This window comes from Nannocystis punicea (assembly GCF_026965555.1).
Taxonomy (GTDB): domain Bacteria; phylum Myxococcota_A; class Polyangia; order Nannocystales; family Nannocystaceae; genus Nannocystis; species Nannocystis punicea.
Window position 1 is genome coordinate 10,514,166 of record NZ_CP114040.1, and the last position, 23,704, is coordinate 10,537,869.

At 69.1% G+C, this 23,704-nt stretch carries 22 protein-coding genes; 11 read left to right on the forward strand and 11 right to left on the reverse strand.

Translation table 11 applies throughout. The annotated features are described in order from the left end of the window. Positions 1-17: 17 nt before the first annotated feature. From O0S08_RS40315 to O0S08_RS40325, 3 genes are all read right to left on the reverse strand, one after another. A complete protein-coding gene (locus tag O0S08_RS40315) occupies positions 18-1,157 on the reverse strand; it encodes an efflux RND transporter periplasmic adaptor subunit (RefSeq protein ID WP_269034813.1) in 1,140 nt (379 codons plus the stop codon). 128 nt (positions 1,158-1,285) lie between these two features. After that, complete coding sequence (locus O0S08_RS40320; RefSeq protein ID WP_269034814.1) at positions 1,286-1,846, reverse strand: TetR/AcrR family transcriptional regulator; 561 nt, start codon at positions 1,844-1,846, stop codon at positions 1,286-1,288. 352 nt (positions 1,847-2,198) lie between these two features. Next, complete coding sequence (locus O0S08_RS40325; protein WP_269034815.1) at positions 2,199-3,605, reverse strand: serine/threonine protein kinase; 1,407 nt, start codon at positions 3,603-3,605, stop codon at positions 2,199-2,201. 184 nt (positions 3,606-3,789) lie between these two features. Here O0S08_RS40325 and O0S08_RS40330 point away from each other — a divergent pair, with 184 nt between their 5' ends. Together O0S08_RS40330 and O0S08_RS40335 are read left to right on the forward strand one after the other, a co-directional pair. Further along, positions 3,790-4,587 carry a hypothetical protein gene (locus O0S08_RS40330; protein ID WP_269034816.1) on the forward strand — a complete coding sequence of 266 codons (798 nt, stop codon included), beginning with the start codon at positions 3,790-3,792 and terminating at the stop codon, positions 4,585-4,587. A 14-nt stretch (positions 4,588-4,601) separates the two neighbouring features. After that, positions 4,602-6,221 (forward strand): hypothetical protein, encoded by a 1,620-nt coding sequence (locus O0S08_RS40335; protein WP_269034817.1) that lies wholly within the window; start codon positions 4,602-4,604, stop codon positions 6,219-6,221. A gap of 35 nt (positions 6,222-6,256) precedes the next feature. Here O0S08_RS40335 and O0S08_RS40340 read toward each other — a convergent pair whose 3' ends face one another. Continuing rightward, a complete protein-coding gene (locus tag O0S08_RS40340) occupies positions 6,257-7,057 on the reverse strand; it encodes a hypothetical protein (RefSeq protein ID WP_269034818.1) in 801 nt (266 codons plus the stop codon). A 25-nt stretch (positions 7,058-7,082) separates the two neighbouring features. Here O0S08_RS40340 and O0S08_RS40345 point away from each other — a divergent pair, with 25 nt between their 5' ends. Continuing rightward, on the forward strand, positions 7,083-7,349 hold the full coding sequence (locus O0S08_RS40345; RefSeq protein ID WP_269034819.1) for a hypothetical protein: 267 nt from the start codon (positions 7,083-7,085) through the stop codon (positions 7,347-7,349). Between the two features lie 357 nt (positions 7,350-7,706). Here O0S08_RS40345 and O0S08_RS40350 read toward each other — a convergent pair whose 3' ends face one another. After that, positions 7,707-8,648 (reverse strand): hypothetical protein, encoded by a 942-nt coding sequence (locus O0S08_RS40350; protein WP_269034820.1) that lies wholly within the window; start codon positions 8,646-8,648, stop codon positions 7,707-7,709. On the opposite strand from O0S08_RS40350, the gene O0S08_RS40355 reads away from it, so the two are divergent. The 3 genes from O0S08_RS40355 to O0S08_RS40365 all read left to right on the forward strand — a co-directional run bounded on the left by O0S08_RS40355 (position 8,638) and on the right by O0S08_RS40365 (position 11,970). Further along, on the forward strand, positions 8,638-8,799 hold the full coding sequence (locus tag O0S08_RS40355) for a hypothetical protein (RefSeq protein WP_269034821.1): 162 nt from the start codon (positions 8,638-8,640) through the stop codon (positions 8,797-8,799). The two genes, O0S08_RS40350 and O0S08_RS40355, sit on opposite strands and share 11 nt — an antisense overlap. Before the next feature lie 1,090 nt (positions 8,800-9,889). After that, entirely contained in the window at positions 9,890-10,051 is a 162-nt protein-coding gene (locus O0S08_RS40360; protein WP_269034822.1) for a hypothetical protein, read from the forward strand. A 266-nt stretch (positions 10,052-10,317) separates the two neighbouring features. After that, complete coding sequence (locus O0S08_RS40365) at positions 10,318-11,970, forward strand: hypothetical protein (RefSeq protein WP_269034823.1); 1,653 nt, start codon at positions 10,318-10,320, stop codon at positions 11,968-11,970. Between the two features lie 18 nt (positions 11,971-11,988). Here the strand turns inward: O0S08_RS40365 and O0S08_RS40370 are convergent, their stop codons facing one another. After that, positions 11,989-12,873: a hypothetical protein gene (locus O0S08_RS40370; protein ID WP_269034824.1), complete on the reverse strand. Its 885-nt coding sequence runs from the start codon at positions 12,871-12,873 to the stop codon at positions 11,989-11,991. Between the two features lie 67 nt (positions 12,874-12,940). Here O0S08_RS40370 and O0S08_RS40375 point away from each other — a divergent pair, with 67 nt between their 5' ends. Next, entirely contained in the window at positions 12,941-13,078 is a 138-nt protein-coding gene (locus O0S08_RS40375) for a hypothetical protein (protein WP_269034825.1), read from the forward strand. A 256-nt stretch (positions 13,079-13,334) separates the two neighbouring features. Here the strand turns inward: O0S08_RS40375 and O0S08_RS40380 are convergent, their stop codons facing one another. Beyond that, a complete protein-coding gene (locus O0S08_RS40380) occupies positions 13,335-14,222 on the reverse strand; it encodes a hypothetical protein (protein ID WP_269034826.1) in 888 nt (295 codons plus the stop codon). A gap of 19 nt (positions 14,223-14,241) precedes the next feature. Between O0S08_RS40380 and O0S08_RS40385 the strand changes: the two genes are divergently transcribed. After that, positions 14,242-14,463, forward strand: a complete 222-nt coding sequence (locus O0S08_RS40385) for a hypothetical protein (protein WP_269034827.1) — start codon at positions 14,242-14,244, stop codon at positions 14,461-14,463. A gap of 601 nt (positions 14,464-15,064) precedes the next feature. On the opposite strand, the gene O0S08_RS40390 is transcribed toward O0S08_RS40385, so the two are convergent. Further along, the gene (locus O0S08_RS40390) at positions 15,065-15,508 is read right to left on the reverse strand and encodes a hypothetical protein (RefSeq protein WP_269034828.1); all 444 of its coding nucleotides are present in this window, start codon (positions 15,506-15,508) and stop codon (positions 15,065-15,067) included. 73 nt (positions 15,509-15,581) lie between these two features. Then, entirely contained in the window at positions 15,582-16,166 is a 585-nt protein-coding gene (locus O0S08_RS40395) for a C39 family peptidase (protein WP_269034830.1), read from the reverse strand. Positions 16,167-16,766: 600 nt separating this feature from the next. Between O0S08_RS40395 and O0S08_RS40400 the strand changes: the two genes are divergently transcribed. Both O0S08_RS40400 and O0S08_RS40405 read left to right on the forward strand, forming a co-directional pair. After that, on the forward strand, positions 16,767-17,666 hold the full coding sequence (locus tag O0S08_RS40400; protein ID WP_269034831.1) for a DMT family transporter: 900 nt from the start codon (positions 16,767-16,769) through the stop codon (positions 17,664-17,666). 226 nt (positions 17,667-17,892) lie between these two features. Continuing rightward, complete coding sequence (locus O0S08_RS40405) at positions 17,893-18,438, forward strand: DUF924 family protein (protein WP_269034832.1); 546 nt, start codon at positions 17,893-17,895, stop codon at positions 18,436-18,438. A gap of 115 nt (positions 18,439-18,553) precedes the next feature. On the opposite strand, the gene O0S08_RS40410 is transcribed toward O0S08_RS40405, so the two are convergent. Beyond that, positions 18,554-19,510, reverse strand: coding sequence for a hypothetical protein (locus O0S08_RS40410; RefSeq protein ID WP_269034833.1), 957 nt, complete (start codon positions 19,508-19,510; stop codon positions 18,554-18,556). Positions 19,511-19,913: 403 nt separating this feature from the next. On the opposite strand from O0S08_RS40410, the gene O0S08_RS40415 reads away from it, so the two are divergent. Next, entirely contained in the window at positions 19,914-20,321 is a 408-nt protein-coding gene (locus O0S08_RS40415; RefSeq protein WP_269034834.1) for a GFA family protein, read from the forward strand. 617 nt (positions 20,322-20,938) lie between these two features. Here O0S08_RS40415 and O0S08_RS40420 read toward each other — a convergent pair. Continuing rightward, complete coding sequence (locus O0S08_RS40420; RefSeq protein WP_269034835.1) at positions 20,939-23,635, reverse strand: MMPL family transporter; 2,697 nt, start codon at positions 23,633-23,635, stop codon at positions 20,939-20,941. Between the last annotated feature and the right edge of the window lie 69 nt (positions 23,636-23,704).

The following is a 23,704-nucleotide window of genomic DNA, read 5'->3' on the forward strand; positions in this document are numbered from 1 at the left end:
GGGCGAAGATGAATCGATCAGCGCTGCGCGGTGGTCGGCGCCAGCGCCGGAGCGGACCAGGGCACCGGCTTCACGCTGGCCCCCGGACCGATCTTCTGGAACCCCTCGACGACGAGGGTCTCGCCGGCGACGAGCCCGTCCTCGACGACCCAGCCGAGGTCGGTGAGCGGCCCGGTGCGCAGCGGCTTGAGCGCGATCTTGTTGTCGCCGTCGACCACGTACGCCTGCGCCTCGCCGGCGCTGCTGCGCTGGATCGCCTGCGGCGGGACCACGATCGCCTCGGTGTCGCGCCCGCGGGCCAGCCGCACGCGCACGTAGGTGCCGGGCAGCAGGGCCCCGTCCGGGTTGGCGAACGAGGCGCGCATGGTGACCTGGGCTGTGCCCGGGTCGACGTTGACGTCGGTGAAGAGCAGCCGGCCGACCTCGCCGTACACGCTGCCGTCGGCGCGCACGAGCTTGACCTCGGCGCCCTCGCCGTCGCCCGGCTCGAGCAGGTCGACCGGCTGCACGAAGTCGACGTAGATCGGATCGATCTGCTGAATGGTCGCGAGGTGAGTCGCCGCGACGTCGCTGACGAGCGCGCCCTCGGTCACCAGGGCGCGACCGATTCGTCCGCTGATCGGCGCCCGCACCGTGGCGTGGTCGAGGTCGACCCGCGCGCGGGCGAGTCGCGCCTTCGCCGACGCGACGTCCGCCTCGGCCTGCTTGAGCGCCGAGTCGGCGACGTCGTTCTGGGCCGTGCTGACGGTCTGACGCTCGAGCAGGGTCAGGGTGCGGTTCGCGTGGCGCTGGGCCTGGTCGCGCGTCGCCTCTGCCCGCACCAGCGCGGCCGTCTGTGCGTCGCGCTCCGCCCGGTAGATCGTGGGCTCGAGGCGGAACAGCACGTCGCCCTTGCGCACATAACTACCTTCCTCGAACACGCGCTCGAAGACGATGCCGGCGATCCGCGCGCGCACCTCGGCGACGCGCGAGGAGACGCCGCGCCCCGGCAGCTCGCGCACGCGAGGGACCGCGCGGGTCTCGACCACCACTGTGGACACTTCCGGGCTCGGCGGCTCATGCGAGGGAGCAGCCTCGGTCGTCGTCGGCTGACAGCCGACGAGCAGGACGAGCAGCGCCAGACGCTTCACGAACAGGGAGAGGAGACGCGGTTGCATGATCACAGGACCTCTGTCGCATTCGCACCTCGTCTACCGGACGACGTCCGGGTCCCGGGCGCTGCGCGCATTGGTAGGAAATGTCAGGGGGCGATCGCAGGCGCCGTCGAACCAGCAGGTTCTCGTGGTCACCGCTTTCGGGTCAGGTCGATCATCTTGGAGAGCAGTGCTTGCCGGTCGATCGGGGACTCACCGTCCTGCGCCATCAGGTCCTCCAGCCATACCCCGTCCGCCGCGTAGCGTACGAGTTGCAGGGCCAGGTCCCCGTCGGTCTCACGGTGACGATTCAAACGTTCCTTGTACCAGTCGCCCCACGCCTGCCGCAGCGCCGGGTCGATCAGCGTCGAGACAGAGAGCGCCGCGCAGGGACAGGGCCCCGTCTGCTCGACGCGCAGAGTGCTGCGGACATATGCCCGCGTAAAGCGTCCGTGGGCTACCGGATCGGCGGACATGGCGGCGTCGATCTCGCCGTCGAGGATCCGGAGCTGCTCGGCGAACAGCGCCTCCGTCAGCTTTTGCTTGCTGGCGAAATGGTGCAGCAGGCCGCCCTTCGTCACACCCGCGGCCTCGGCGACTGCTTGCACCGTCAGGTTGGCCAGACCCCGGTCGACCAAAATCTGCGCAGCGCAATCGAGCAGCTTCTGCCGCACGACGTCCGGCTCCTTCTTGCGCTGATTGGCGAGCGACACGGGGGCGGGAAACATACCGGCTGGTCGGTATCTTCGCAAGCGGACCCGCGCACGTACCGGCCGCCCGTACAGCCGCTGTATGCCCGAGAACGGGGCGCCAGACAAGGTTCCTCTGGCTCACGCCCGTTCCCTGCATCGTCCTCGCGGCGCTTGCGCATCTCGCTCGCGAGGCGCGAGAACGCACAAACTACGGACCCCGACGACGGGCCGGAACCACCTTTACTTTGGCGCCGAAATGATAGCCGCGTCGGCCCTCACGACGATGCTCGGAGAGCGTGTTCGATTCGCCGCTCGCCTCGCAATCACATCACCAAGAAATTCAAGCACCGCGAATTCTACGATCGACGTCTCCTCAGAGGTTGACGATCTGCAGCCCGTCCCTGGCGCCGAGCAGACGTCGAGCGGCGCAGCGGTGCCAGGCGTCGTCGTCGCGCACGGGCTCGGAGTCGATGGCGACCAGCAGGCCGCCGTGGACCTCGAGCGCCACGGTGCCCGAGGGAGCGCCGGGGCAGCGGCGCAGCTGATCGACGAGCGAGGGCCGGCGGCGCGTCGATGCAGGCGGCGGTGATGATGATGCGATCGCGGGCGCGAGGTCCGGCACAGTCATCATCACCGGCGACGGCGCCGGGCTCGGCGGCGGCTCGTCGCTCACCGGCAGCTCCATCGGCACCGCGGGCACGAACAGCCAAAGCCACCAGCCCAGCACCAGCAGGAACGCGAGCGGCGCCCATCGCAGGAGGCGCCCGAGCGGCCGCACCGGCTTCGCGGGCGACGCCGGCGGTGCGGTGATTCGCCGCGGTGATTCGCCGGCGTCCTCGCGCTGGGCGGCCTCGGGCGGCCGCGCGGTCGCGACTTCGGGCAGCGGCTTGGACGGCACCAGCACCCGCCGCAGCTCGCGGGCGAACGCCTGCGCGGAGCTCGGCCGCTGCGACGGATCGGAGCCGAGCGCGCGCAGCAGCAGGTGCTCGAGCTCGGGCGGCACGCGCGTGCCCAGCTGGGACAGCGGGATCGGCGGCGAGCCGCCCGCGATCTCGGCCTGCTGTTGCTGCGCGGTGTGACCGACCCACGGGATCCGCCCCGTGATCAATTTGTAGAGCGTCACACCGAGCGCGAACACCTCGGAGGCCTCGGTGAACGGCGAGGTCGTGATCTTCTGCCCGACCTGCGCGTAGACCTCGGGCGCGCAGTAACCCGGGGTGTGGGCGATCCACGCCGTGGGCTCGGCCAGCTGCGACACGATCGGGGCCGCGAGCGGCCGCTGACGCACCAGGCCGAGGTCGATGAGCACGACGCGCTCGTCGTCGCCGCCGCCGATGACCATGAAGTTGTCGGGCTTGATGTCGCGATGAAACCACCCGGCCGCGTGCAAGCTCGCCACCGCGTCGGCTGCCTTCGCCATCAGGTCGACCGCCCGCCGCCAGTACATCGGCCGCCCGTCGGCGAGCACCTGCAGGCTCTTGCCGTCGAGCCACTCCATCACCAGGTATTCGACCTTGGCCTCGAGGCGGAAGTCGAGCACGCGCACCACGTGAGGGTCACGCAGGCGGAAGCCGAGGATCGCCTCCGTCTTGAAGTGCGCGAAGCAATAGTCGTCGTTGCGGGCGACGTCCTGGGAATCACCCGTGAGGCCGATCGCCCGCCGCACCTTGACTGCGACCGGCGTCTCGAGCTCCTCGTGCCAGCCCTCGTAGAGGTCGGCGAAGCCCCCGGCGGCGACGTGCCGCTTGATCCGGTAGACGCCGCCCAAGGTGCGTCCCACGAGCGCCTTCGGATCCGGCCTGGCCATGGCGTCTCATAGCACGACGCCAGGTCCGCGGTATACGAGGGTCCGTGAGCCTTCCGCCGGGAAGACGATGTACACGCACATGTTTCCCCGGCGCTGCAAGTTCTTGGTATACCAAAGACCGCAGCGGGCTCACGGCGGCAAGACGATGTACACGCACATGTTGCTCTTCACGTTGATCGGGGCCCCTGACACCTGTCCCGAAGTTTTAGTGCCGGTCTGCACCGAGCTCGCCGCCGGCCGCCGGCTCGAGGCCGCCGAGCTCGCCGCGCGGCTCGCCCGCGACGCGTCCGTCGCGCCGCAAGATCGACGCTTCGCGGCCTCGCTCGCCGCGGGCACGTGGATCCGCGAGGGCTCGCCGGCGTCGCGCTGCGAGGCGCAGTCGCTGCTCGCGGCGTACTTCGCCGACCCGGCCCTGCCGCGCACGTCGGCGCTCGAGCGCCACCACCGCGAGGTCGAGGCCGATAAGTGTGAAAAGTCCGGGGCGCCGGGCTCGACCACGTCCCCCGCGGCGTCTCCCCCGCCCGCGCCGCCGACACCTGCACTCGAGGCCAGGTCGTCCCCGGCGATCGGGACGCCGCGCTGGTCCACGCCGGCCGACCGCCCCGTCAAGACGCGCCTCGTGGCCGGCCGTGCGCTGCTCGGCACCGGCGTCGGCCTGGCAGCAGCCACGGTCATCTCGCTGTCGGTGATGAGCTACCACCTCATGGCGGCCGAGGCGATCACGACGCGAGTGCTGGTCGAGGAGCGGAGAATGACCGAGCAAGAGGAGCTCGAATTTCGCCGCGTCTACGGGATCGCGGAGCAAGCGAAGTGGGTCGCGCTGGGTGCAGGCATCGCCGGCACCGTGACTCTGGCCGCCGGCATCCCGCTGCTGATGTCGGCGAAGCGACGCGCCCGGCTGAGCCCGTACGTGCGCGGCGGGGCCGCCGGTGTCATCTTCAGCGGGGCGTTCTGATCGGAGCCGAGGACATGTCCCGAAGTACACTTCTGCTCCCGCTCGCCGCCGCCGGCTGCTTCGCGCAGGTGTGGGCCGACGGCTCGGCGCTGTTCGGCAGCGAGACCGACAGCGACGCGACCTCGGCGGCGGCGACCAGCTCCGGCGCGAGCGAGGGCACGGGCGGGCCGGTCCAGACGGTGACGAGCGAGACGCCGACGACGAGCAGCACCGGGTCGCTCGAGTCGTCGACCACGCTCCCGAACGTCCCCAACGAGCCGCCGGAGATCGTCAGCTTCACCGTCGAGCCCGACACTCTGCTCGAGGCCGGCTCGGCGGAGGCGCTAGCGATCGTCAGCGCGGACGTGGTGTCGCTGACGTTGCGCGTCGACGGCGAGGAGGTGTGGTCGGGGCCGCCGTCCGAGTTCGCGTGGGTTTTCCACGCGACGTCGAAGGCCGCCTCCGAGGGCACCTACGCGCTCGAGCTGGTCGCCAGCGACAGCGAGGGCCTCACCGCCAGCGCGTCGGCGATGTTGTGGGTGACGCTGCCGGAGACCGGGACGCAGAAGTGCGTGTTCGAGGAGGACGTCGGCGCGAGCTGGTTGACCGCGACCGTGTACGCCGACGACGCGCTGATCGTCGCCGGCGCGCTCGCAAAGCCGTCGCTCGAGGCCACGTTGTGGCGCCTCGACCGCGACTCGTGCCAGCCGCAAGCCGGCTACCCGTGGTCGATCTCGCAGTGGACCGCCCTGCCGGAGGTCCAGCCGCCGTCGCAAATCGTCGGCCTGGCGCTCGATGCCGAAGGACGCATGGCGCTCGCGGCCAACCTCGGCTCCGGCGTCTCGCGTCGGCCCTACATCGCGGTGCTGTCGCCCGAGGGCGCGCTCGAGTGGGAGCGCCTCGGGCCGATGGGTCAGACGTACAGCGCGATCGCGGCGGGGCCCGAGCGGTTCTTCGTCGTCGGGGAGTTGTTGGTGGGCGAGGCACCGCCGCGCTACGACGGGCTCGTCGAGAGCTACGACGCGATGGGCACGAAGGCGTGGTCCGACGTCCTCGCGGCGCCGCTGCCGGGCGACAGCTTCCCGGACGACATGAACATATACGACGAACATCCGCACGCAGTGTTGTGGTCCGAGGACGTAAACGCGCTCGTCATCGCTGGCGAGCGCTTCGTGCTCGCGGACAAGAACAAACGGCAACGAGCTATTTTCACTCGCTACTCCGCGAACGGAGCCATCCTTGGCGCATGGACCTCTGATGGGTCCGACGCGGACGAGGACGCCCTGCTTTCGATCACCGCGTGTGGCGACGAACTCGTGGCCAGCGGATGGGTCCGGAACGAGCAGAGCACCCGGTCGCCGGCGACACGGTGGCTGGATCCATCTAGCGATGCGGTCGCCAAGCGCCGCCTCGATCTACTGAACAGCACCATCATTCAGGGCATCGCGTGCGACCGCGAGCAGAAATTCGCGGCTGCCGCGAGCAGCGAGTTCACAGCCTTCGCGCTCGGCTTCCGCGCCGGCGACGACCCGTTCTTGTTCAAACTCGACTTCCCCGATTCGACGCTGAAAGCAGCGGACTGCGATGATCGAGGCTTCTGCGTCGTCGGGGGTCTACACGGAGATCGAGCCTGGGCGCGGGTGCATCACCCCTGAGATGAACCTCGCACCGACGAGCCGTGATTGCGTTCTCATCGAGGAATGAACTGGTCGCACAGCGGTCCCAACTTTGCGGCGACGTCTTTGAAGAAGGCCCCGTAGCTCGGCGCGCAGATCGACGCCATCTGTCCGTGCTTGAGGTACTCTTCCATGAGTGTCCGCATCCGGTTCGGCGGGCCGGGCGGCTCGTCCGGAAAACACAGGTTGGGCGACTGATCGTTGTCGGTAGTGATGGCAAGGCCGATCACAGAGTCCTCGTCACCGCCCTTGGCCGCGTACAGAGCCTTACGCCACTGGTAAGGCCCGCCGGCCGAGGCGTACTCATACGAGTCTTGAATGACGATCAGCAGCAAGAGGGCGTCGTCGCGCAGAAATCCCTCGTTGCAGCCGCCCGGGCTGTTCAGCTCAATCCCGGATTCGATCAGCGGATTGTCCAGCGCGGCGAGGATCGAGTCGAACGGTTGGGGCGAGGCGCTGCCCCAGCCGACGCGGGCGAGACAGTCGAACGCCGCAGGGAGATCGGGTTCCTCGCCGGTGATGTAGCGATGGCCTCCCGCCAGCTTGCAGCGACGGCCGGAGGAGCCTAGCTCGCTGGCGAAGGTCTCGCCGGAACCCAAAGTGTAGTCGCATTCATCGATGGTCGCACCGCACAGGTCGGGCACGCCGTTCGGATCACAATCGGCGGGATCTTGACACAAGGCGCAATCGTCCATCGACCAGGTGTACGAGGAATCCGTGACCAGAATGTGCAGATCGAACGCCCCGAGCTGCTCCTCGAGCGCCTGCGCGAACTCGGGGAAGGCCGCGATGAGGCGCGACTGGTATTCCTCCATCGTGTACTCGGTAGAAATCGCAAAGATGATGTCGATCTTCCCCTGGCACCCAGCCGGCGCTACGTCCCCGAAGTCGGGCAGCAAATTGCCCCCGCTGCTGCTGCTCAAGGCCAGCTCGCCCGTCGTGGTCGTCGTCGACGTCGACGACGAATCACCGAACACCGAGGACGTCGTGGGTGACGTCGTCGTGCTCGTGGTCGACGTCGACGTGCTGCTCGTCGTCACCTCGCCGCTCGTGCCGCCGAACGGCATCATCTCGGCCGGCGCAGCGGCATTGCAGCCAACGAGGTAGAGAGCGACGACGAAATCGGAAATGCGCGACATCGCGCACGAGGTTATCGGCCTCCGGAGAGCGTTGCTACTCGTTTGGCGCGCTCTTGCTCACTGATCCAGCAAATTTATTTCGTTGCTTGAGCAACGGCCGGTGACACGAGACCAGCCTCGACCGGCGGCACATGCGGCAACGCGTCCGGGCTCCTGTTTGGGGGCAACACCAGCAATTCCTCGATCGCCGCGGTGAGCTCTTATTGCAGAATGAACTTGTCGCCGGCGGCGACCCACTGCGCCGCCGCCGGCCTCCTGGGCGACCGCGCATGGGTCCGGGTGCATCACCCGTGATGCGTGTTCGTGCCGATGATAGCACTAGGCTCTATTTCGGAATGAACTGATCGCACAGCTTGGCGAGCTGGACCGCTGTCTCCTTGAAGAAGAGCCCGTAGGACGGGGCGCAGATCGACTCGATCTTGCCGTGCTTGATGTAATCCTCCGCGAACAGCCGGACGCGGTTCTTTGCGAACGGCGGTTCACCAGGGAAGCACAGGCTCGGCGACGCGTCCGCATCCGTCATGATGGCGAGAGCGAACACCGCGTCCTCATCGCCTCCCTTCACCGCATACAGGGCCTTTGTCCACTGGTAGGGGCCCCCGGCCGAGTCCTGGTCGTAGATATCCTGAATGACCACCACAAGAAGCAGCGCGTCGTCGCGCAAAAACCCTTCATTACAACCGCCGGGGCCGTTCAGGTCGTCGCCGGTCCCAATCAAGGGATGATCGAGCGCCGCAAGGATCGAGTCGAAGGGCAGCGGGCTGGGGCCACCCCAACCGACGCGGGCGAGACAGTCGAAGGCGGCCGGGAGGTCGGGCTCTTCGCTGGTGATGTAGCGATGACCGCCCGCGGGCTTGCAGCGGCGGCCGGAGGAGCCGATCTCGGTGGCGAAGGTCTCGCCAGCGCCCATCGTGTAGTCACACTCGTCGATGGTTGCCCCGCACAGGTCGGGCACGCCGTCCGGATCACAGTCGACGGGATCCTGGCACAACGCGCAATCGTCCATGGACCACGAGTAGGACGAGTCCGTGACCAGGATGTGCAGGTCGTACGCCCCCAGCTCCTCCTCGAGCGCCTGGGCGAACTCGGGGAACGCCGCGATGAGCCGCGGCTGGAAATTTTCCATCGTGTGCCAGGCCGAGATCGCAAAGATGATGTCCATCTTGCCCTGACAGCCCATCGGCGCGACGTCGCCGAAGTCGGGCAGCAAATTGCCGCCGCTGCTGCTGCTCAAGGCCAGCTCGCCCGTCGTCGTCGTGGTCGACATCGACGACGAATCACCGAACACCGAGGACGTCGTGGGTGACGTCGTCGTGCTCGTGGTCGACGTCGACGTGGTGCTCGTCGTCACCTCGAGGCTCGTGCTGCCGAACGGCATCGTCTCGGCCGGCGCAGCGGCATTGCACCCAACGAGGTAGAGAGCGACGGCAAGGCTCGAAATGCGCGACATCGCGCACGAGGTTATCGGCCTCTGGACAGCGTTGCTACTCGTTTGGCGCGCTCTTGCTCACTGGTCCAAGAAATTTTATTTCATTGCCTGCGCAACGACCGGGCCCAGCGCCTGCGACGCCTACGGCGACGCGTGGGTCGTGGTGGCCCTCTCGATCACTCTGCGCGTCGACAACAGCGGCTCAGCGCCCGAGCTCGTCGCTCCGCGAGGTATCCGTCGGTGAGGTGGTAATCGACGTCATCTTGGCCGGCAAGGTGGCCACGCTCCTCGTCGTTGCGTTCGGCAAGCCAGCTGGTGCCGCCTCAAGGTGAGCTCTTCGTCTGGCCAGGCGCGGCAGATAGCACGTCCGGGCCCACCGCTCGAAAGGTCGCCCCAGGTCATGTGTAGCGAGAAAACAGCGAGCATCAGCTCGACCATCCGAGACCCTCAAGCAAGAGGACGCTGTCGCTCTCTTCAACAGCTTCGTCCAGGTCTGGACCACGGCTGAGGTCGAGCAGGCGCTCGCAGACGCCGCGGAGGCGGTGCCCTCGCGCTCGTCGCTGTGCGATGTTGCCGGCGGGCTCAGTGGTGGAGCGATCGGGGAGCCGCCGGCGCCGGCTGCTGGTGGTTCTTCAAGAAGTTCAAGACGTGTAAAAAGGTCATGGTCGGTGTGACCACATCCGTCTTCGGCTACATCAAGGACAAATGCGAAGGCGCGCCGAATTAGTGCCGCTCAAGGCGCCTCTACCGCCGCAGCGGTTCGGTTTCCTGCCGACCCAGGAATTCTGGGAGCTCGCGATCTACACGCCCCTCGGAGCGCTGAGCTGCATGGGGCTATATCTGCCTGATCGGGGCGATCGGCTACCTCCTGGGTATCCCGATCAGCAGCTTCGCATGGTGGCATCACGTGCTGTTTGCCTGCGCGCTCACCGAAGTCTGGAGCGGCATCTTTGAGCTCTGTTGTCGACGAGCGCTCCAACTACGGAGAGCGCGCCTTCCGGCACGACGTTGAACCGCGCGCCCTCGCGCGCGAGAGCGCCGCCTGGGTGGCGAGAAGGCGCTGGTAGCTACCAGCGATCATGACCGGCTCGCCCGTCGACGTGTACTACGAATCACCGGACATCGAGGAAGTCGTCGGCGACGTCGTCGTGCTCGTCGTCGACGTCGTCGTGCTGCTCGGCGTCACCTCGAGGCTCGTGCTGCCGCACCGCGCTGTCGTGACGTTATACACAACAAGATAGAGAACCTGACTGAGACCACGATCGCGCGACTTCGCGCACGAAGCTATCGGGCGCCGAGGGAGGCTGCTACCTGTTTGCCGTGGGACTCTTGCTCACTTTTCGAGCAAATTTATTTCATTGCGTGAGCAACGATCGGGGAATTGGCTTCGGGCGTCAGCCTCGCCGCCGTGCGCGCGGCTCGTGGACCGTTCGCGGTCGCGACGGGGACTATCTGGTTGCCTCTGTTCGTGCGCGGCCGCTCCCCCGGTATCATCTTTGCGCGGCGCGTGCGGAGCGGAGCCGAGGACATGTCCCGAAGTACACTTCTCGTCGCTCTCTTGACCGCCGGCTGCTTCGCCGACGTGTGGGGTCAGGGTTCGGCGCTGTTCCCCACCGACACCGACAGCGACGGCGGCTCCGAATCTGCCGCGAGCGGCAGCGCGGACGAGAGCTGGGGCGATTCGTTCCAGACGGTCACGAGCAGCCCGCCGACGAGCAGCGAGACCAGCGGCGCGGACACCGAGCCGCCCTCGCCCGAGACCAGCGGCGGGCCCGCGAACGAGGCCCCGGTGATCATCAGCTTCACGATCGAGCCCGACACGCTGCACGAGGCCGGCGAGGCGAAGGCCGTCGTGATCGTCAGCGAAGACGTCGTCGAGCTGACTCTCGCGGGCGGCCCCGCGGGGGACTACATTCGCGCGCCGTCGCAGTTCGACTGGAGGTTCGTGGCCACCTCGAAGGCCGCGTCGGACGGCAAGTACGAGCTGGTGCTGACCGCCAGGGATCCCGAGGGACTGACGGACGAGGCGAGCGCGACGCTGTGGGTGTCGCTGCCCGAGACCGGCGCGGAGAAGTGCAGCTTCGAGGAAGCGCTCGGTCCCGGCTGGTTGACGGCCGCGGTCTACGGCGACGATGCTCTGGTCGTCGCGGGTGCGCTCGCGACCCCCGCCCTCGAGGCGACCGTGTGGCGCCTCGATCCCGACACGTGCCAGCCGCAAGCCGGCTTCCCGTGGCAGATCTCCGAGTGGAGCGCCCTGCCGCAGCTCGCGCCGCCCTCGCAGGCCATCGGCCTGGCCGTCGACGAGGACGGCCGCATGGCGATCGCCGCCAACCTCGGCTCGGGCCTCTCACGCCGCCCGTACGTCGCGGTGCTCTCCAAAGAGGGCGCGCTCGAGTGGGAGCACCGCGGCCCGCCCGGCCAGACCTACAGCGGGATCACTGCCGCCCCGAGCGGCTTCGTGGTGGTCGGCGAGCAGCTGGTGAACGAGCTGCCCCCGCGCTACGACGGCCTCGTCGAGAGTTTTGATGAGGGCGGGATCAAGCTCTGGACCGACACGCTGGCGGCGCCGCTGCCGGGCGACACCTTTGACGACGATCTCAATGCCTTCGACGAACATCCGCGGGCGATCGTGTGGTCCCCAAAATTGAATCGATTGGTCGTCGTCGGTGAGCGGTACGTGTTCGAGAACAACGACAAGCGGTTACGAGCCTTCTCGGCGCAGTACTCACTCAAGCAAGGCCTCATCGACGCGTGGACATCGAGCGGGCTCGACGCAGTTGAGGACGGTCTCGTCGCGCTCACGATCTGCGGTGACGAACTCGTGGCGAGCGGATGGGTCGAGGACGATCAGGACACTCGGTCGCCAGCAGCGCGCTGGCTCGACGCCGAGGGCAACGGCAGCACCAAGCGTCGCCTGGATCCGCTGGCGGGAACGACTTTTCATGGGCTCGCTTGTGACCGTGAGCGCAAATTCACTGCAGCAGGCAGTACTCCCTCCACCGCTACGGCCCTCGGGTTTAGGGCCAGCGACGATCCTTTTCTGTTCAAGTCGGACTTCGACAACGCCGGCCTGAAAGCCGCTGCCTGCGATGCGCGTGGCTTCTGCGCCGTGGCTGGTCTGCTCGGAGATCGCGCCTGGGTTCGGGTGCACCATCCCTGACAACGAGCTGCTGCACTCTCAATCAGGGATGAACTGATCGCACAACGGCGCCAGCTGAGCCGCAACATCCCTGAAAAAGGACCCGTACGCCGGGGCGCAGATCGACGCCATGTTGCCGTGCTTGAGGTAATCTTCCATGAAGATCCGCATCCGGTTGGGATTCCCTGGCGGGCTGTCCGGGGCGCAAAGGTTCGGCGAGATGTCATTGTCCGCGGTGATGGCGAGCGCGACCACGGCGTCCTCGTCGCCCCCTTTCACGGCGTACAGCGCCTTTCGCCACTGATACGGTCCGCCCAGTGAGGTCCATTCGTAAGAGTTCTGAATGATCACGAGCAGAAGGAGCGCGTCGTCGCGCAAGAACCCCTCGTTGCACCCGCCCGGGCCGTTGAGGTTCACGTCCGTCTCGATCAAGGAATGATCCAGCGCCGCGAGGATCGAGTCGAAGGCCTGCGGGGTGGCACTGCCGTAGCCGACCCGGGCCAGGCACTCGAAAGCTCCCGCGAGGTCCGGCTCCTCGCTGGTGATGTAGCGGTGCCCGCCGACGAGCTTGCACCGACGACCCGAGGAGCCGGCCTCGCTGGCGAAGGTCTCACCCGAGCCCATGGTATAGTCACATTCATCGATATTTGCTCCGCACAGGTCGGGCGCTCCGCTCGGGTCGCAATCGGCGGGGTCTTGGCACAATGCGCAGTCGTCCATCGACCACGTGTACGACGAGTCCGTGACGAGGATGTGCAGGTCGTACGCCCCGAGTTCGTCCTGGAGCGCCTGGGCGAACTCGGGGAACGCCGCGATGAGCCGCGTTTGATAATCCTTCATCCACCATTCGGTGGAGATCGCGAAGATGATGTCGATCTTGCCGTGACAGCCGGCCGGCGCGACGTCGCCGAAGTCGGGCTGCACCCCCCCACTGCTGCTGTTCGCTACCGCCTCGCTCGTCGAGGTCGACGTCGACGTCGCGGCGTCACCCGTGCTCGAGGACGAAGACGTCGTGAGCGTGGTGCTCGAGGTCGTCGTCGGGCTCGTCGTGCTGCTCGGGCTGTCCTCGCCGCTCGCGCTCCCGAACGGCACAGAATCGGGCGCGGCGGCATGGCAGCCAAACAAATAAGAGACGACGAAGCCAGCGAGGCGCGACATCGCGCACCAATCTACCCCCCTCCGCGCATCGACGCTACTCATTTGATGCGCTCTCGCGGCGAGGACGAGACCCTATAATTGATTGCGCGAACCACGAGCTCGACCTGCCTGGACTCGATGACGAAAGCTCGGCTGCACTTCTCATTTGTACAGGTCTGGACGGTACGCCTCGCTCGACGTCCGATGGGAGCAGGCAACGCCGCAATTTCGGACATGATGAAAATATCTCATCGCGGGATGAACTGATCGCACAAGGGCGCCAGCTGAGCCGCGATATCCTTGAAAGAGGACCCGTACGCCGGGGCGCAGATCGACGCCATGTTGCCGTGCTTGAGATATTCTTCCATGAAGAGCCGCATTCGGTTGGTGAACCCGAGTGGAGCAGCCGGAACACACAGGCTGGGTAACACGTCGTTGTCCGTGGTGATCGCAAGCCCGATCACGGCGTCCGCGTCGCCACCCTTCACCGCGTACAATGCCTTCCGCCACTGATACGGCCCGCCCAGTGAAGTCCACTCGAAGGAGTCCTGAATGATCACCACCAGCAGCAGCGCGTCGTCGCGCAAGAACCCCTCGTTGCAGTCGCCTGGTCCGTTGAGAGTCACGCCCGACTCGATCAAGGGATGATCCAGCGCCGCGAGGATCGAGTCGAAGGCCTGCGGCGTCGCCACGCCGTATCCGACGCGAGCGAGGCAAGTGAAGGCTCCGACGAGATCCTGCTCCTCGCTGGAGACGATGTATCGGCGCCCGCCCGCCAGGTCGCAGCGCCGTCCCGATGAGCCGATCCCGCTGCTGAACGTCTCCCCGGAGCCCATGGTCGTGTCGCAGGCGTCGAGCTTCGCGCCGCACAGGCTCGGCTCCCCGTTGGGATCGCAGTCGTCGGGGTCCTGGCATTGCGAGCAGTCTTCCATCCCCCACACGAACGACGAGTCGGTGACGAGGATGTGCAGGTCGTACGCCCCGAGTTCCTCCTCGAGCGCCTGGGCGAACTCGGGGAACGCCGCGATGAGCCGCGTTTGATAATCTTTCATCCACCATTCGGTGGAGATCGCGAAGATGATGTCGAGCTTGCCGTGACAGCCGGCCGGCGCCACATCGCCGAAGTCGGGCTGCACACTCCCGCTGCCGCTGCTCGTGACCGCCTCGCTCGTCGAGGTCGACGTCGATGTCGCTGCGTCACCCGTGCTCGACGTCGTCGTGAGCGTGGTGCTCGAGGTCGTCGTCGTGCTCGTCGTGCTGCTCGGCGTGTCCTCGCTGCTCGCGCTCCCGAACGGCACAGAACCGGGCGCAGCGGCATGGCAGCCAGCTACGTGGAAAGTGACGACGAGGCCGGCGAGGCGCGACACCGCGCACTAAACTACCGACCTCCGAGCATCGACGCTACTCATTTGGAGCGTTCTCGCGCATCTTAATTGTTTGCGTGAGCAACGAACTCCGCCCGGGCGGCGCGACCGCCCTGCCCTCGACGCAGACAATCGTGTGGGCGTCCATCGGACTCGCACAGGCTTCGAGAAGCCGCCTGGCGGGCGCGAAAGAGCCGTCCCACGCCGGTTCTGCGGGGCTCGCCGTTCCCAGGACTCACACAGGCCGCGAGGGCGGACGCAAGAGGACCGCCACACGCCGGCTCTACGAGACTCGTTCCGGGCGCGATGCAGAACTCCTCGCAGGACGATCGGCCCGCACAGCGGCGCCATCCGGACACGGAGCCCTCTTATCCGTTGCGTGCGCAACGACCTCTACCAAGCCGCCCAGGCCCGTTCTGAGCAGGTTCGAAGCGCGTCGCGGCACAGCCTGCCGATGTCGACCTCGCCGACTGTGACCTGAAAGCTCGCCTCTCCACCGCACGAACTGGGGTCTATAAATTTGCTCCCCGCCCTGCATCCGCATGCTCTGCCAACATTATATATTGTTGTTTAAATATATTTATTAAAAGATGTCTCGAAGGACAGTCCCCCCGTCAGGAGTCCTGGCGCCGCTTGCCGTTGGCGAACTTGAGGCGCAGCTCGAGCGTCCGCCAGTCGAGCTTCACGTCGGGGATGGAGATCTCCAGCGCCTCCTCGAGCGCCAGCAGGGTCGCGTAGAACACCAGCGGGGCGGTGGTGCCGATGTGGCTCGTGGACAGGCGCCTCAGCGACACGTGGAGCACGGCGAGATCGGCGCGGCCGAGGCGGAACAGGGCCTTTTCCTCGGCGAAGCGGACTGCAGCGTCGATCGTACCGGCGTACGCGGCATCCCAGCCGCCGGCGGGCTCCTCGAGGTCGACCGTGAAGGAGTGTCGCTCGGCGGGCCCCGCCTCGAGCGTGAGGTCGACCGAGAACCAGTGACTGCCGAGCTCGCGCCGGACCCGTCCCCGGCCGCGTCGGCGCGACGGAGGCCCCGAGCTCGCCGGCTCGTCGCTCATCGGACCCCGTCCTGCTCCCGGCGCGCCGGCGCGATCGTCATCCTCCGAGCGTACAGCAGCCCGCGCGACCGCGTCAGCGATACACCCGCGTGCTCGCGCCCGGCGAGACCCAGCCGTCGCCGACGCGGCGCTCGGTCGCGGTCAGGTCGTACGGATCGAGGTAATAAAAGTCGTCCCAGGCCGCGCCCGCCCCGTCGTAGCCCGCCAAAAACACCCAGTGCGGCGTGAAGCGGCTCGACTTGACGAGGACGCGCTTGCCCTGGTCGAGGCCGGCGCGGATCGCCTCCGGCGACGCGAGCGCGCCGCCGTGCACCCATTGCACGCCGCCCGCCCCGTCCATGTCCGCGGCCTCGCCCCAGTACACCAGGCAGCCGTCGCTGTAGCCGCCGTGGCCCTGCAGGTACGCGTTCAGGCTCTTGGGCGTCACGTCCGCGCCGAGCGAGCGCATGGCCATGGCGATCGCCGAGATCGCGCAACCGTCGCTGCCGATCGTCTCGCCGCAGCTGCCGAGCTGCACGTCCGCCCATGACGGATCTCGCTGCGAGAAGAACTGCAGCGCTCGCGCGGCCTCGACCTCCCCGGCGCGAAAGTCCTCGCCCTCCCCGTCCACGCACGCCGCCGTCAGACCCGCGCCGAGCGCGAGCGAAACCCATCGCATCTTCATGTCGTGCCCCTCCCTGCCGGTCCGCGCCGCGGCCCCGGACGCTACCCTGCTCATCGGCGTCGGCCCCGCCGCACGCGAGCGCCGAGCGGGGTACATATGTCTCTCGGGACAGGAATGACCGCGACGCCAGCCGCGGTCACGACCCCCGGCTCGCAGCGTAGCGAGGCCGTCCGCTTCGGCCACGACGTGGACGGGCGGCCGTGCGCGGCGGCGGGATCGCCCGACGCCCCGGGTCGGCGCCGCGTGTTTCTCGACGAACCTGGAAGCGACGCCGTACGCCCGACCCCTCGTCGCTCGTGCCACACGCCCGCCTGTGCAGCCGCCGCCACGCGGCCCGCACGCCGCCTGCGAGCTCGATCCTGGCGCCCCCGGTCGTCGCCGCGTGTTTTCTCGACAACCCGCAGCGACGTGTCTCGTGCCACACGCCCGCCTGTGCAGCCGCCGCCACGCGGCCCGCACGCCACCTGCGAGCTCGATCGCATCCTCGACGTCCGCGGCGACGGCCGGGCGAGGCCTGCGACGACGCCGGCGACTGCAGCGACACCTGCGCGGCCGACCTTCGCCGGCGCACGCCGCTCGCGTAGACTCGCCGCGGTGACGGACCACCTCGGCGAGCTCGCGGCGCTCGGCACGGCCGTGTGCTGGGCGCTCGGCTCGCTGGCGTTCACGCGGGCGGGGCGGCGGATCGGCAGCCTGCCGCTCAACGTGATCCGCCTGGCTCTCGCGCTGGGCTTCGCGGCGCTCGCCGGCCTCGCGCTGCGCGGGCGGGCCTTGCCGACCGACGCGACGGCAGAGCAGTGGTGGTGGCTCGGCCTGTCCGGCTTCGTCGGCTACTTCCTCGGCGACCTGTGTCAGTTCCGGGCCTTCATCGAGATCGGTCCGCGCCTCACCCTGCTGATCATGGCGCTGGCTCCGCCGCTGACCGCGGTGATCGACTTCGCGGTGCTCGATCAGCGACTCGGCCCGCTGTCGCTGGCGGGGATGGCGATCACCCTCGCGGGTGTCGCTTGGGTCCTGTCCGAAAGGACACCTGCGGCGGCGACCCCGGGGCCGGCCAACCCGAGGCTGCGGGGGATCTTGCTCGGCATCGGCGGCGCTCTCGGGCAGGCCGTGGGCCTGGTGCTGAGCAAGCGCGGGATGGTCGGCTGCGAGCCGCTGGCGGGCGCGCAGATCCGGATGCTCGTCGGCCTGGCCTGCTTCGTCGCGCTGGTGCTGGCGACCTCGACCTTGCCGCGGCTGCGGCTCGCCCTGCGCGACCGCGGCGCGCTCGGCTACGCGACCGTCGGCGCGCTGCTCGGCCCCTTCCTCGGCGTCTCGCTGGCCCTGTTCGCGCTCCAGCGGACCTCGGCCGGCGTCGCCGCCAGCCTGCTCGGCACCTCGCCGATCTTCATCATCCCGCTGGCGGCGGGGCTCGAGGGCGAACGCGTCGGCGTACGCGGGCTGCTGGGCGCCGTGGTCGCCGTCGCCGGCGTGGCGCTGTTGTTCGCCGGCTGAGGCGGCCGGCCAGATCGTCTCGCGGGAAACCGAGATCCGCAGTCCCGCGCCCCCATCTCGCAGCCCCCGATCTGCGAACCCGCGTGCGAGGCTTGCGCCCGTGAATTCGCGGCCCGCGCCCGCCCCTGAGGCGCAGCCCGAGGCCGCCTTCCGCCGAAAATCTCTCGCCGCGGTCGGCGCCGGAGGCGTTGCTCCTCGCTCGGTCCACGCACAAATTCACCGGCATATGAGCACCCCTGACGCCGTCCTCGAGTTCTGGTTCTCGCCGCGAGTCCGGCCGAAGTGGTTCGTCCGCTCCGACGAGCTCGACCGGGAGATCCGCGACACCTTCGGCGAGCTGCACGCGCGCGCCGCCTCCTGCACGCTCGACGGCTGGTCCGCCTCCTCGCGGGGCGCGCTGGCCCTCGTGATCCTCCTCGATCAGTTCCCCCGCAACATGTTCCGCGGGACCCCGGAGGCGTTCGCCTCCGACGCCAAGGCCCGCGAGGTCGCCCACGCCGCGCTCGCCGCGGGCCACGACCACGACCTCACGCAGGAGGAGCGAGTGTTCCTCTACCTACCGCTCGAGCACAGCGAGGACCTCGTCGACCAGGAGCGCTGCGTCGAGCTGATGCGCGCGCTCGACGACTCCCCGACGTGGCACGACTACGCCGTCCGCCACCGCGACGTCATCGCCCGCTTCGGCCGCTTCCCCCACCGCAACGCGATCCTCGGCCGCGAGAGCACCGCCGAGGAGTGCGAGTTCCTGATGCAGCCGGGCTCCTCGTTCTAGCCCGTGCGTCGGGGCCGACACGCGGGCTTACGAGGCGCGGTACGGACATGCTCGGTCAGACATGCACATTCAGGCATGTCTTCTTGAGCATGTCTGAGCGGTCATGCCCCGAAGGTCATGTCCACTGGACCACGCGACCGCGCTCGCCGTCCCAGCACCAGGGCGTGACGGCGTCGAGGCAGGCGCCGCCGAGCCAGCGGACCGGGGTGCCCCAGCGCGCGCGGCCGGCGAGGGTGGCCAGGCCGGCCTCGGTGATCTCGGCGGTCAGTTCGGGCGGGGCGGCGCCGTGGAGGCGCACCAGGGGGTCGTCGCCGCTGGCCAGTCGGCGCAGGCGGGCCAGCACCAGCAGGTCGGTCAGCCACGGGCGGGCCTCGGCGCGGCCGCAGGCCCGCAGCAGCGCGCCGACGTCGGCGGGGCCGTCGACCAGGGCGGCCAGCAGCTGGCGCTCGGTGCGGGCCAGGCCGTCGTCCCGACCTGGCCATTCAGCCAGGTGCAGCATCAACGCGTCGCGCAGCGCCGGCCAGGCGGCGAACGCCGCCGGGTCGTCGACCAGGGCCTGCAGCCGCATCGGCGCCGGCGCGCGGTAGGCGTCCCACGCGTGCACCGCCAGCGCGATCGTGGCCGGGTCGACGCGCTCGCGGGCGGCGAACGCCTGCGCCAGGGCGGCCTCGCCGAGCTCGCTGACGCTGCAGCCCGGGCGGTCGGGGTGGTCGTCCGCCGTGACCCACGACAGCCGGGCCCCGGTCGGCGCGAGGCGGGCGATCAGGCCCAGCGCGATCGCCTGGCAGAACCACTCGTTACCTGTCCACAAGACCAGCTCGTCGCGCGCCGCCGCGGCCGCCAGCGCCTCGTCCTGCGCGCGCAGGCCGGCGGCGATCCGCGAGGCGGCCGCGGGGTCGCCGGTGTGCTCGGCGAGCCAGTCGGCGCGGAGATGGCGGAACACCTCGTCGTCGGCCTCGACCGGGACCGGGCCCTCGCACAGCACCTCCGACCACTCGAGCCGCTCGCCGGGGACGCCGGCCTCGGCCAGCCGGGCGAGCAGCACAGATCCGCCATGCACGTGAATCGGCACGCGCGAAGCATAGTGAACTTCGCCGCCGTCGCCTACCCGCGGGCGGCGAACGGGCCACGGCCGAGGCCGCCGCCGTCCTTGCATGCGCACCGAACCCTGACCTTAAAGACGAGCTCACCGAGCAAGATCCTGGGACTGCCACGGTCGCCCGCTCATGTCCCGAAGGACAGATAAGAAGAGACCGGTGAGTCGGGTGTCGCTGTCACCCCACGGCCTCTGCTCCACGGGACCTGTGCGGCCTCGGCGAGCCGGCGGCGTCGGCTGAGCCTCGGCTGCACGCGTTCCACGGTCCAGGTTGGTCGGCATGTTGACTCGCGCCCGCACGGAGGTGGACCGCCCCCTCGTCGCGCGGGTCACGGTTACGCGATTGACAGCCGCCGGCCCCTGGGGGTATCGCAGGCGCATGAGCGCGAAAACGTACAAGGGTAGCTGTCACTGCCAGGACGTGCAGTTCGAGGCCGACATCGACATCGCCGCCGGCAGCGGCAAGTGCAATTGCTCGATCTGCACCAAGACCCGCGCCTGGGGCACCATCGTCAAGCCCGAGGCCTTCCGCCTGCTCAAGGGCGAGGACGCCCTGTCGGACTACCAGTTCAACACCAACAGCATGCACCACCCGTTCTGCCGCCGCTGCGGCGTGCGCCCGTTCGGCCGCGGCCACCTCGACGTGCTCGGCGGCGACTTCGTCTCGGTCAACCTCGCCTGCCTCGACGACGCCGACTGGACCGAGCTGGCCGACGCCCCGATCATGTACTCCGACGGCGCCGACAACAACTGGCAGTCGCCGCCGGCCGAGACCCGCCACCTCTGATCGCTCGCGCGGATGCACGCTGGGACATGTCTTCGGGGACATGTCTCAGAGCCCAGGCTCGTAGTTGTTCGCGGCGACGAGGCCATGCCCTCGTCGCCGCGATGATGGTTCCCCGCGCCCAGGCACGAGGCGCGGGGGAGCCGTGAAGACCGCGGCGAACGAGGCCCACGCCCTCGTCGCCGCGATGATAGTTCCTCGTACTCCGGCTCGAGCAGCTGCGGAGCCATGAAGTCCGCCGCGAACCAGGCCACGCGGTTCGAGGACGCGAGATGGCGTCTGTTCGGCGGCCAGACCTGGCCGTCGAACAGGCGCCCCACGACCTGCCCCGAAGGACATCCGCCAGCGAAGCCGAGACCGCGTGGCGGCCTCTCACGGCTGCAGCCGTGCCAGGGGTCCGGGGAAGGGTCGCCGGCGAATACGAGGCAGCATGGGCGCGAGGAACGAGCGGCCATGCAGACGCTGAACTCGCCGGCGACCCTTCCCCGGACCCCCCGCGAGGCGCAGTCGGCAATTCGCTAACCCAGGACCCCGCATCTCCCGCACGGAGAACGTGCCGTCACTCGCCCGCTCCCGCACGGAGAGCGGCCCCCATTCACGACCCCGCGAGGGCCCCCGGCTCAGTGCACGCGCACCCGCCCGCTCATCAGCAGCAGCGCCGGCAGCACCAGCAAGCTGGCGAGCAGGCAGCTGGAGATGCCCATCACCATCACCGAGCCGAAGCTCTTCATCCCGCCGTAGTCGCTGAGCGTCAGCGACGCGAAGCTGGCGATGGTCGTCAGCGCCGACAGCACCACCGCGCTGCCGGTCCCGCGGACCAGGTCGTCGAGACGCGCATGACTGTTGTGGCTCTCGCTCTCCTGGCAGCGGTGCATGAGGTGCACCCCGAACGCGGTGCCGATGCCGATCACGAGCGGCAGCGACACGATGTTGGCGACGTCGAACGTGCGGCCGACGGCCGCCATCAGGCCCAGCATCCACAACCAGCCGAGCACCGTCGGCACCAGCGCCAGCGCCCCGTCGCGGAGCGAGCGGAGGTCGAGCGTCACGACCACCAGGATCAGCAGCGCCGCCCACAGCGCCGCCCGGCGGAAGCCGGCCACGATCATCGACGAGTGCAGCTCGATGTTGATCGCCAGGCCCGACGCGTCGGGCGAGACCGACGTGACCGCGTCGCGGAAGGCCTCCGCCGACTGGGACTCCCACGGCGACACCGCCGGGACCACGAACAGCGCCAGGCCGCCGCCGTCGCGGGCGACGAAGCGGGTGCGGAACAGCTGCGGCAGGTCCTCCGGCGCGTAGCGGCCGCGCTCGGCCACGTTCTTGCCGGTGGTCCAGGCGCGGCGGAGCAGGTCGGCCACCTGCGGCTCGGCAGCGGCCAGCCGCTCCCGCTCGCCCGGGCCGGCCTTCTCGAGCCGGTCGCGCAGCGCGCGGAAGCTGGCCTGCGCCTGGTCGACGGCCTCGGTCGGCTGGCCGCCCTGCTGCATGGCGAAGCGGACCTCGTCGAGCGCGTCGACGATCGCCTTGACCTTCGGCAGCAGCTCCTCCGGCGTCGACTTGCGCGCCGCCAGCTTGGCGAAGTCGGGCAGCGGCCCGAGCTTGTCGATCGCCTTCAGCTGCGCCAGCCGCTGCTCGTCGAGCGGCGGCAGCAGGTCGGTCGCGGTCTGCACCCCCGCGACCTCGGGCAGGGCCCGCAGCGCCTCGGCCTTCTGCCGCGCCGACTCGACGTCGTCGGCGGCCACGTTGGCGTAGACCGGGCTCATCAGCGGGTCGCCCTCGAGCGACTCGAGCGCCTGCACGCCCTCGCTGTTGCGCGGCAGGAAGTCGAAGTAGCGGCCGTTGAACGCGATCCGCGACAGCCCCCAGCCGCCGCCCACGGCCGCCAGCACCGCCAGCACGACGATGAACACCCGCGCGCGCGCCACGAAGCCGACCAGGCGGTGGACCATCGGCGGCTCCTTCTTGACCGCCGCCAGCCCGGTCTTGCCGGCCAGGATGAGCAGCGACGGCAGCACGAACACCGTCGCCAGGACCACGAACACCAGGCCGATCGCGGTGATGACCCCGAGCTCCGCGTACGCCGTGAAGTCGGAGCCCAGCGTGGTGAGGAACGCCAGCACCGTCACCAGCGCGCCGACCAGGATCGGCGGCCCCGTGTGGACCAGCGCCTCGCGGATCGCCGCCGCCACCGACGAGCCGGCCCGCCGCTGCTCGTTGAAGCGGTGCATCATGTGCACGCCGAAGTCGATGCCGAGCCCGAGCAGCGTCGACACGAAGCTCGACGTGATCAGGTTGAGGTAGCCGTAGATCCAGTAGACCGCGCCGAGGGTGAGCGCGAGGCCGGCGAGCAGCGGCACCAGGGCCAGCACCGTCTGCCGCAGCGAGCGCAGCATCACCAGGCACAGCACCACGATCGCCACGCCCGACCACACGCTCGACTGGATGAGCCCGAGGCTGACCAGCTGCTGCTCCTCGGACGCGAGCGCCGGCAGGCCGGTGATGGCGGCGGAGACGCCGGCGGGGGCGCCCGCCAGCGCCTCGTCGCGGACCTCCCGGATCTTGCCCATCAGCGGCGCGAAGTCGCTGACCTCGTTGCCGAGGAACTCGGGGAACACGCTGACGACGTGGTGCTTGCCGTCGACCGTCTGGATGTAGCCGGCCTCGTCGCGGCCGCGCACCGGCGCCTCGCCGGCCTGCGCCTGCATGGCCGCGCGCATGAGATCTTCACCGGCGAGGTAGCGGTCGAAGGTGCCCGCCATCCCGCCGAGCTGCTTCAGCCCCTCGGCCGCGCGCGCCGGGTCCTGCGGCGCGGCCTCGCCGTCGAGCCCCGCCTGCAGCTGGCCCTCGATCGCCCCGAACCACGCCGGCAGACCGCCCTCGACCAGCGGCGCGAGCGCGACGTCGGGCGGCAGGTCGCCTGTCACTTGAGACAGGATCTCCGGCCGCTGTAAGAGCAGCACCTCGGCGACCTCGCTCGGACCCACGCGGGCGAGCACGCGGCCGTGCAGCTCCGGCACCGCCTCGAACCCGGCGATCAGGCGGTCGACGACCGCGCGGCGCGCCTCGACGCTGTCGCCCGAGACCACCACCACCGGCGCGTCGGGGTTGCCGAAGCGCTCGAAGAACCGCAGCATCCGCGCCTGGTCGGGGTTGGTGTCCGACACCAGGCCGTAGCGCGACGTCGACACTCGTAGCTGCGGCAGCGTCACCGCCGAGCCGACCACCAACAACCCCGCGACCGTCAGCACCAGCCGCGGACGGCCCAGGCTCAGGTTCGCGATGCGGTTAAAGATCCGTTGCGGGAGAGATTCGGGCATCGCTGGACCGCCCTGAGCTATACTCGGGCTCTGCTCTGGGCAACTTATCCAGGTTTTTTGACCGCCCCG

Bases quoted from the DNA above. Each gene is read 5' to 3' on its own strand.
- O0S08_RS40350 (WP_269034820.1), bottom strand. From the start codon at position 8,648: ATGTCGACCACGACGACGACGGGCGAGCTGGCCTTGAGCAGCAGCAGC.
- O0S08_RS40395 (WP_269034830.1), bottom strand. From the start codon at position 16,166: ATGCGATGGGTTTCGCTCGCGCTCGGCGCGGGTCTGACGGCGGCGTGC.
- O0S08_RS40415 (WP_269034834.1), top strand. From the start codon at position 19,914: ATGAGCGCGAAAACGTACAAGGGTAGCTGTCACTGCCAGGACGTGCAG.
- O0S08_RS40315 (WP_269034813.1), bottom strand. From the start codon at position 1,157: ATGCAACCGCGTCTCCTCTCCCTGTTCGTGAAGCGTCTGGCGCTGCTC.
- O0S08_RS40335 (WP_269034817.1), top strand. From the start codon at position 4,602: ATGTCCCGAAGTACACTTCTGCTCCCGCTCGCCGCCGCCGGCTGCTTC.
- O0S08_RS40360 (WP_269034822.1), top strand. From the start codon at position 9,890: ATGACCGGCTCGCCCGTCGACGTGTACTACGAATCACCGGACATCGAG.
- O0S08_RS40340 (WP_269034818.1), bottom strand. From the start codon at position 7,057: ATGGAGGAATACCAGTCGCGCCTCATCGCGGCCTTCCCCGAGTTCGCG.
- O0S08_RS40330 (WP_269034816.1), top strand. From the start codon at position 3,790: ATGTTGCTCTTCACGTTGATCGGGGCCCCTGACACCTGTCCCGAAGTT.
- O0S08_RS40420 (WP_269034835.1), bottom strand. From the start codon at position 23,635: ATGCCCGAATCTCTCCCGCAACGGATCTTTAACCGCATCGCGAACCTG.
- O0S08_RS40390 (WP_269034828.1), bottom strand. From the start codon at position 15,508: ATGAGCGACGAGCCGGCGAGCTCGGGGCCTCCGTCGCGCCGACGCGGC.
- O0S08_RS40345 (WP_269034819.1), top strand. From the start codon at position 7,083: ATGATGTCGATCTTCCCCTGGCACCCAGCCGGCGCTACGTCCCCGAAG.
- O0S08_RS40405 (WP_269034832.1), top strand. From the start codon at position 17,893: ATGAGCACCCCTGACGCCGTCCTCGAGTTCTGGTTCTCGCCGCGAGTC.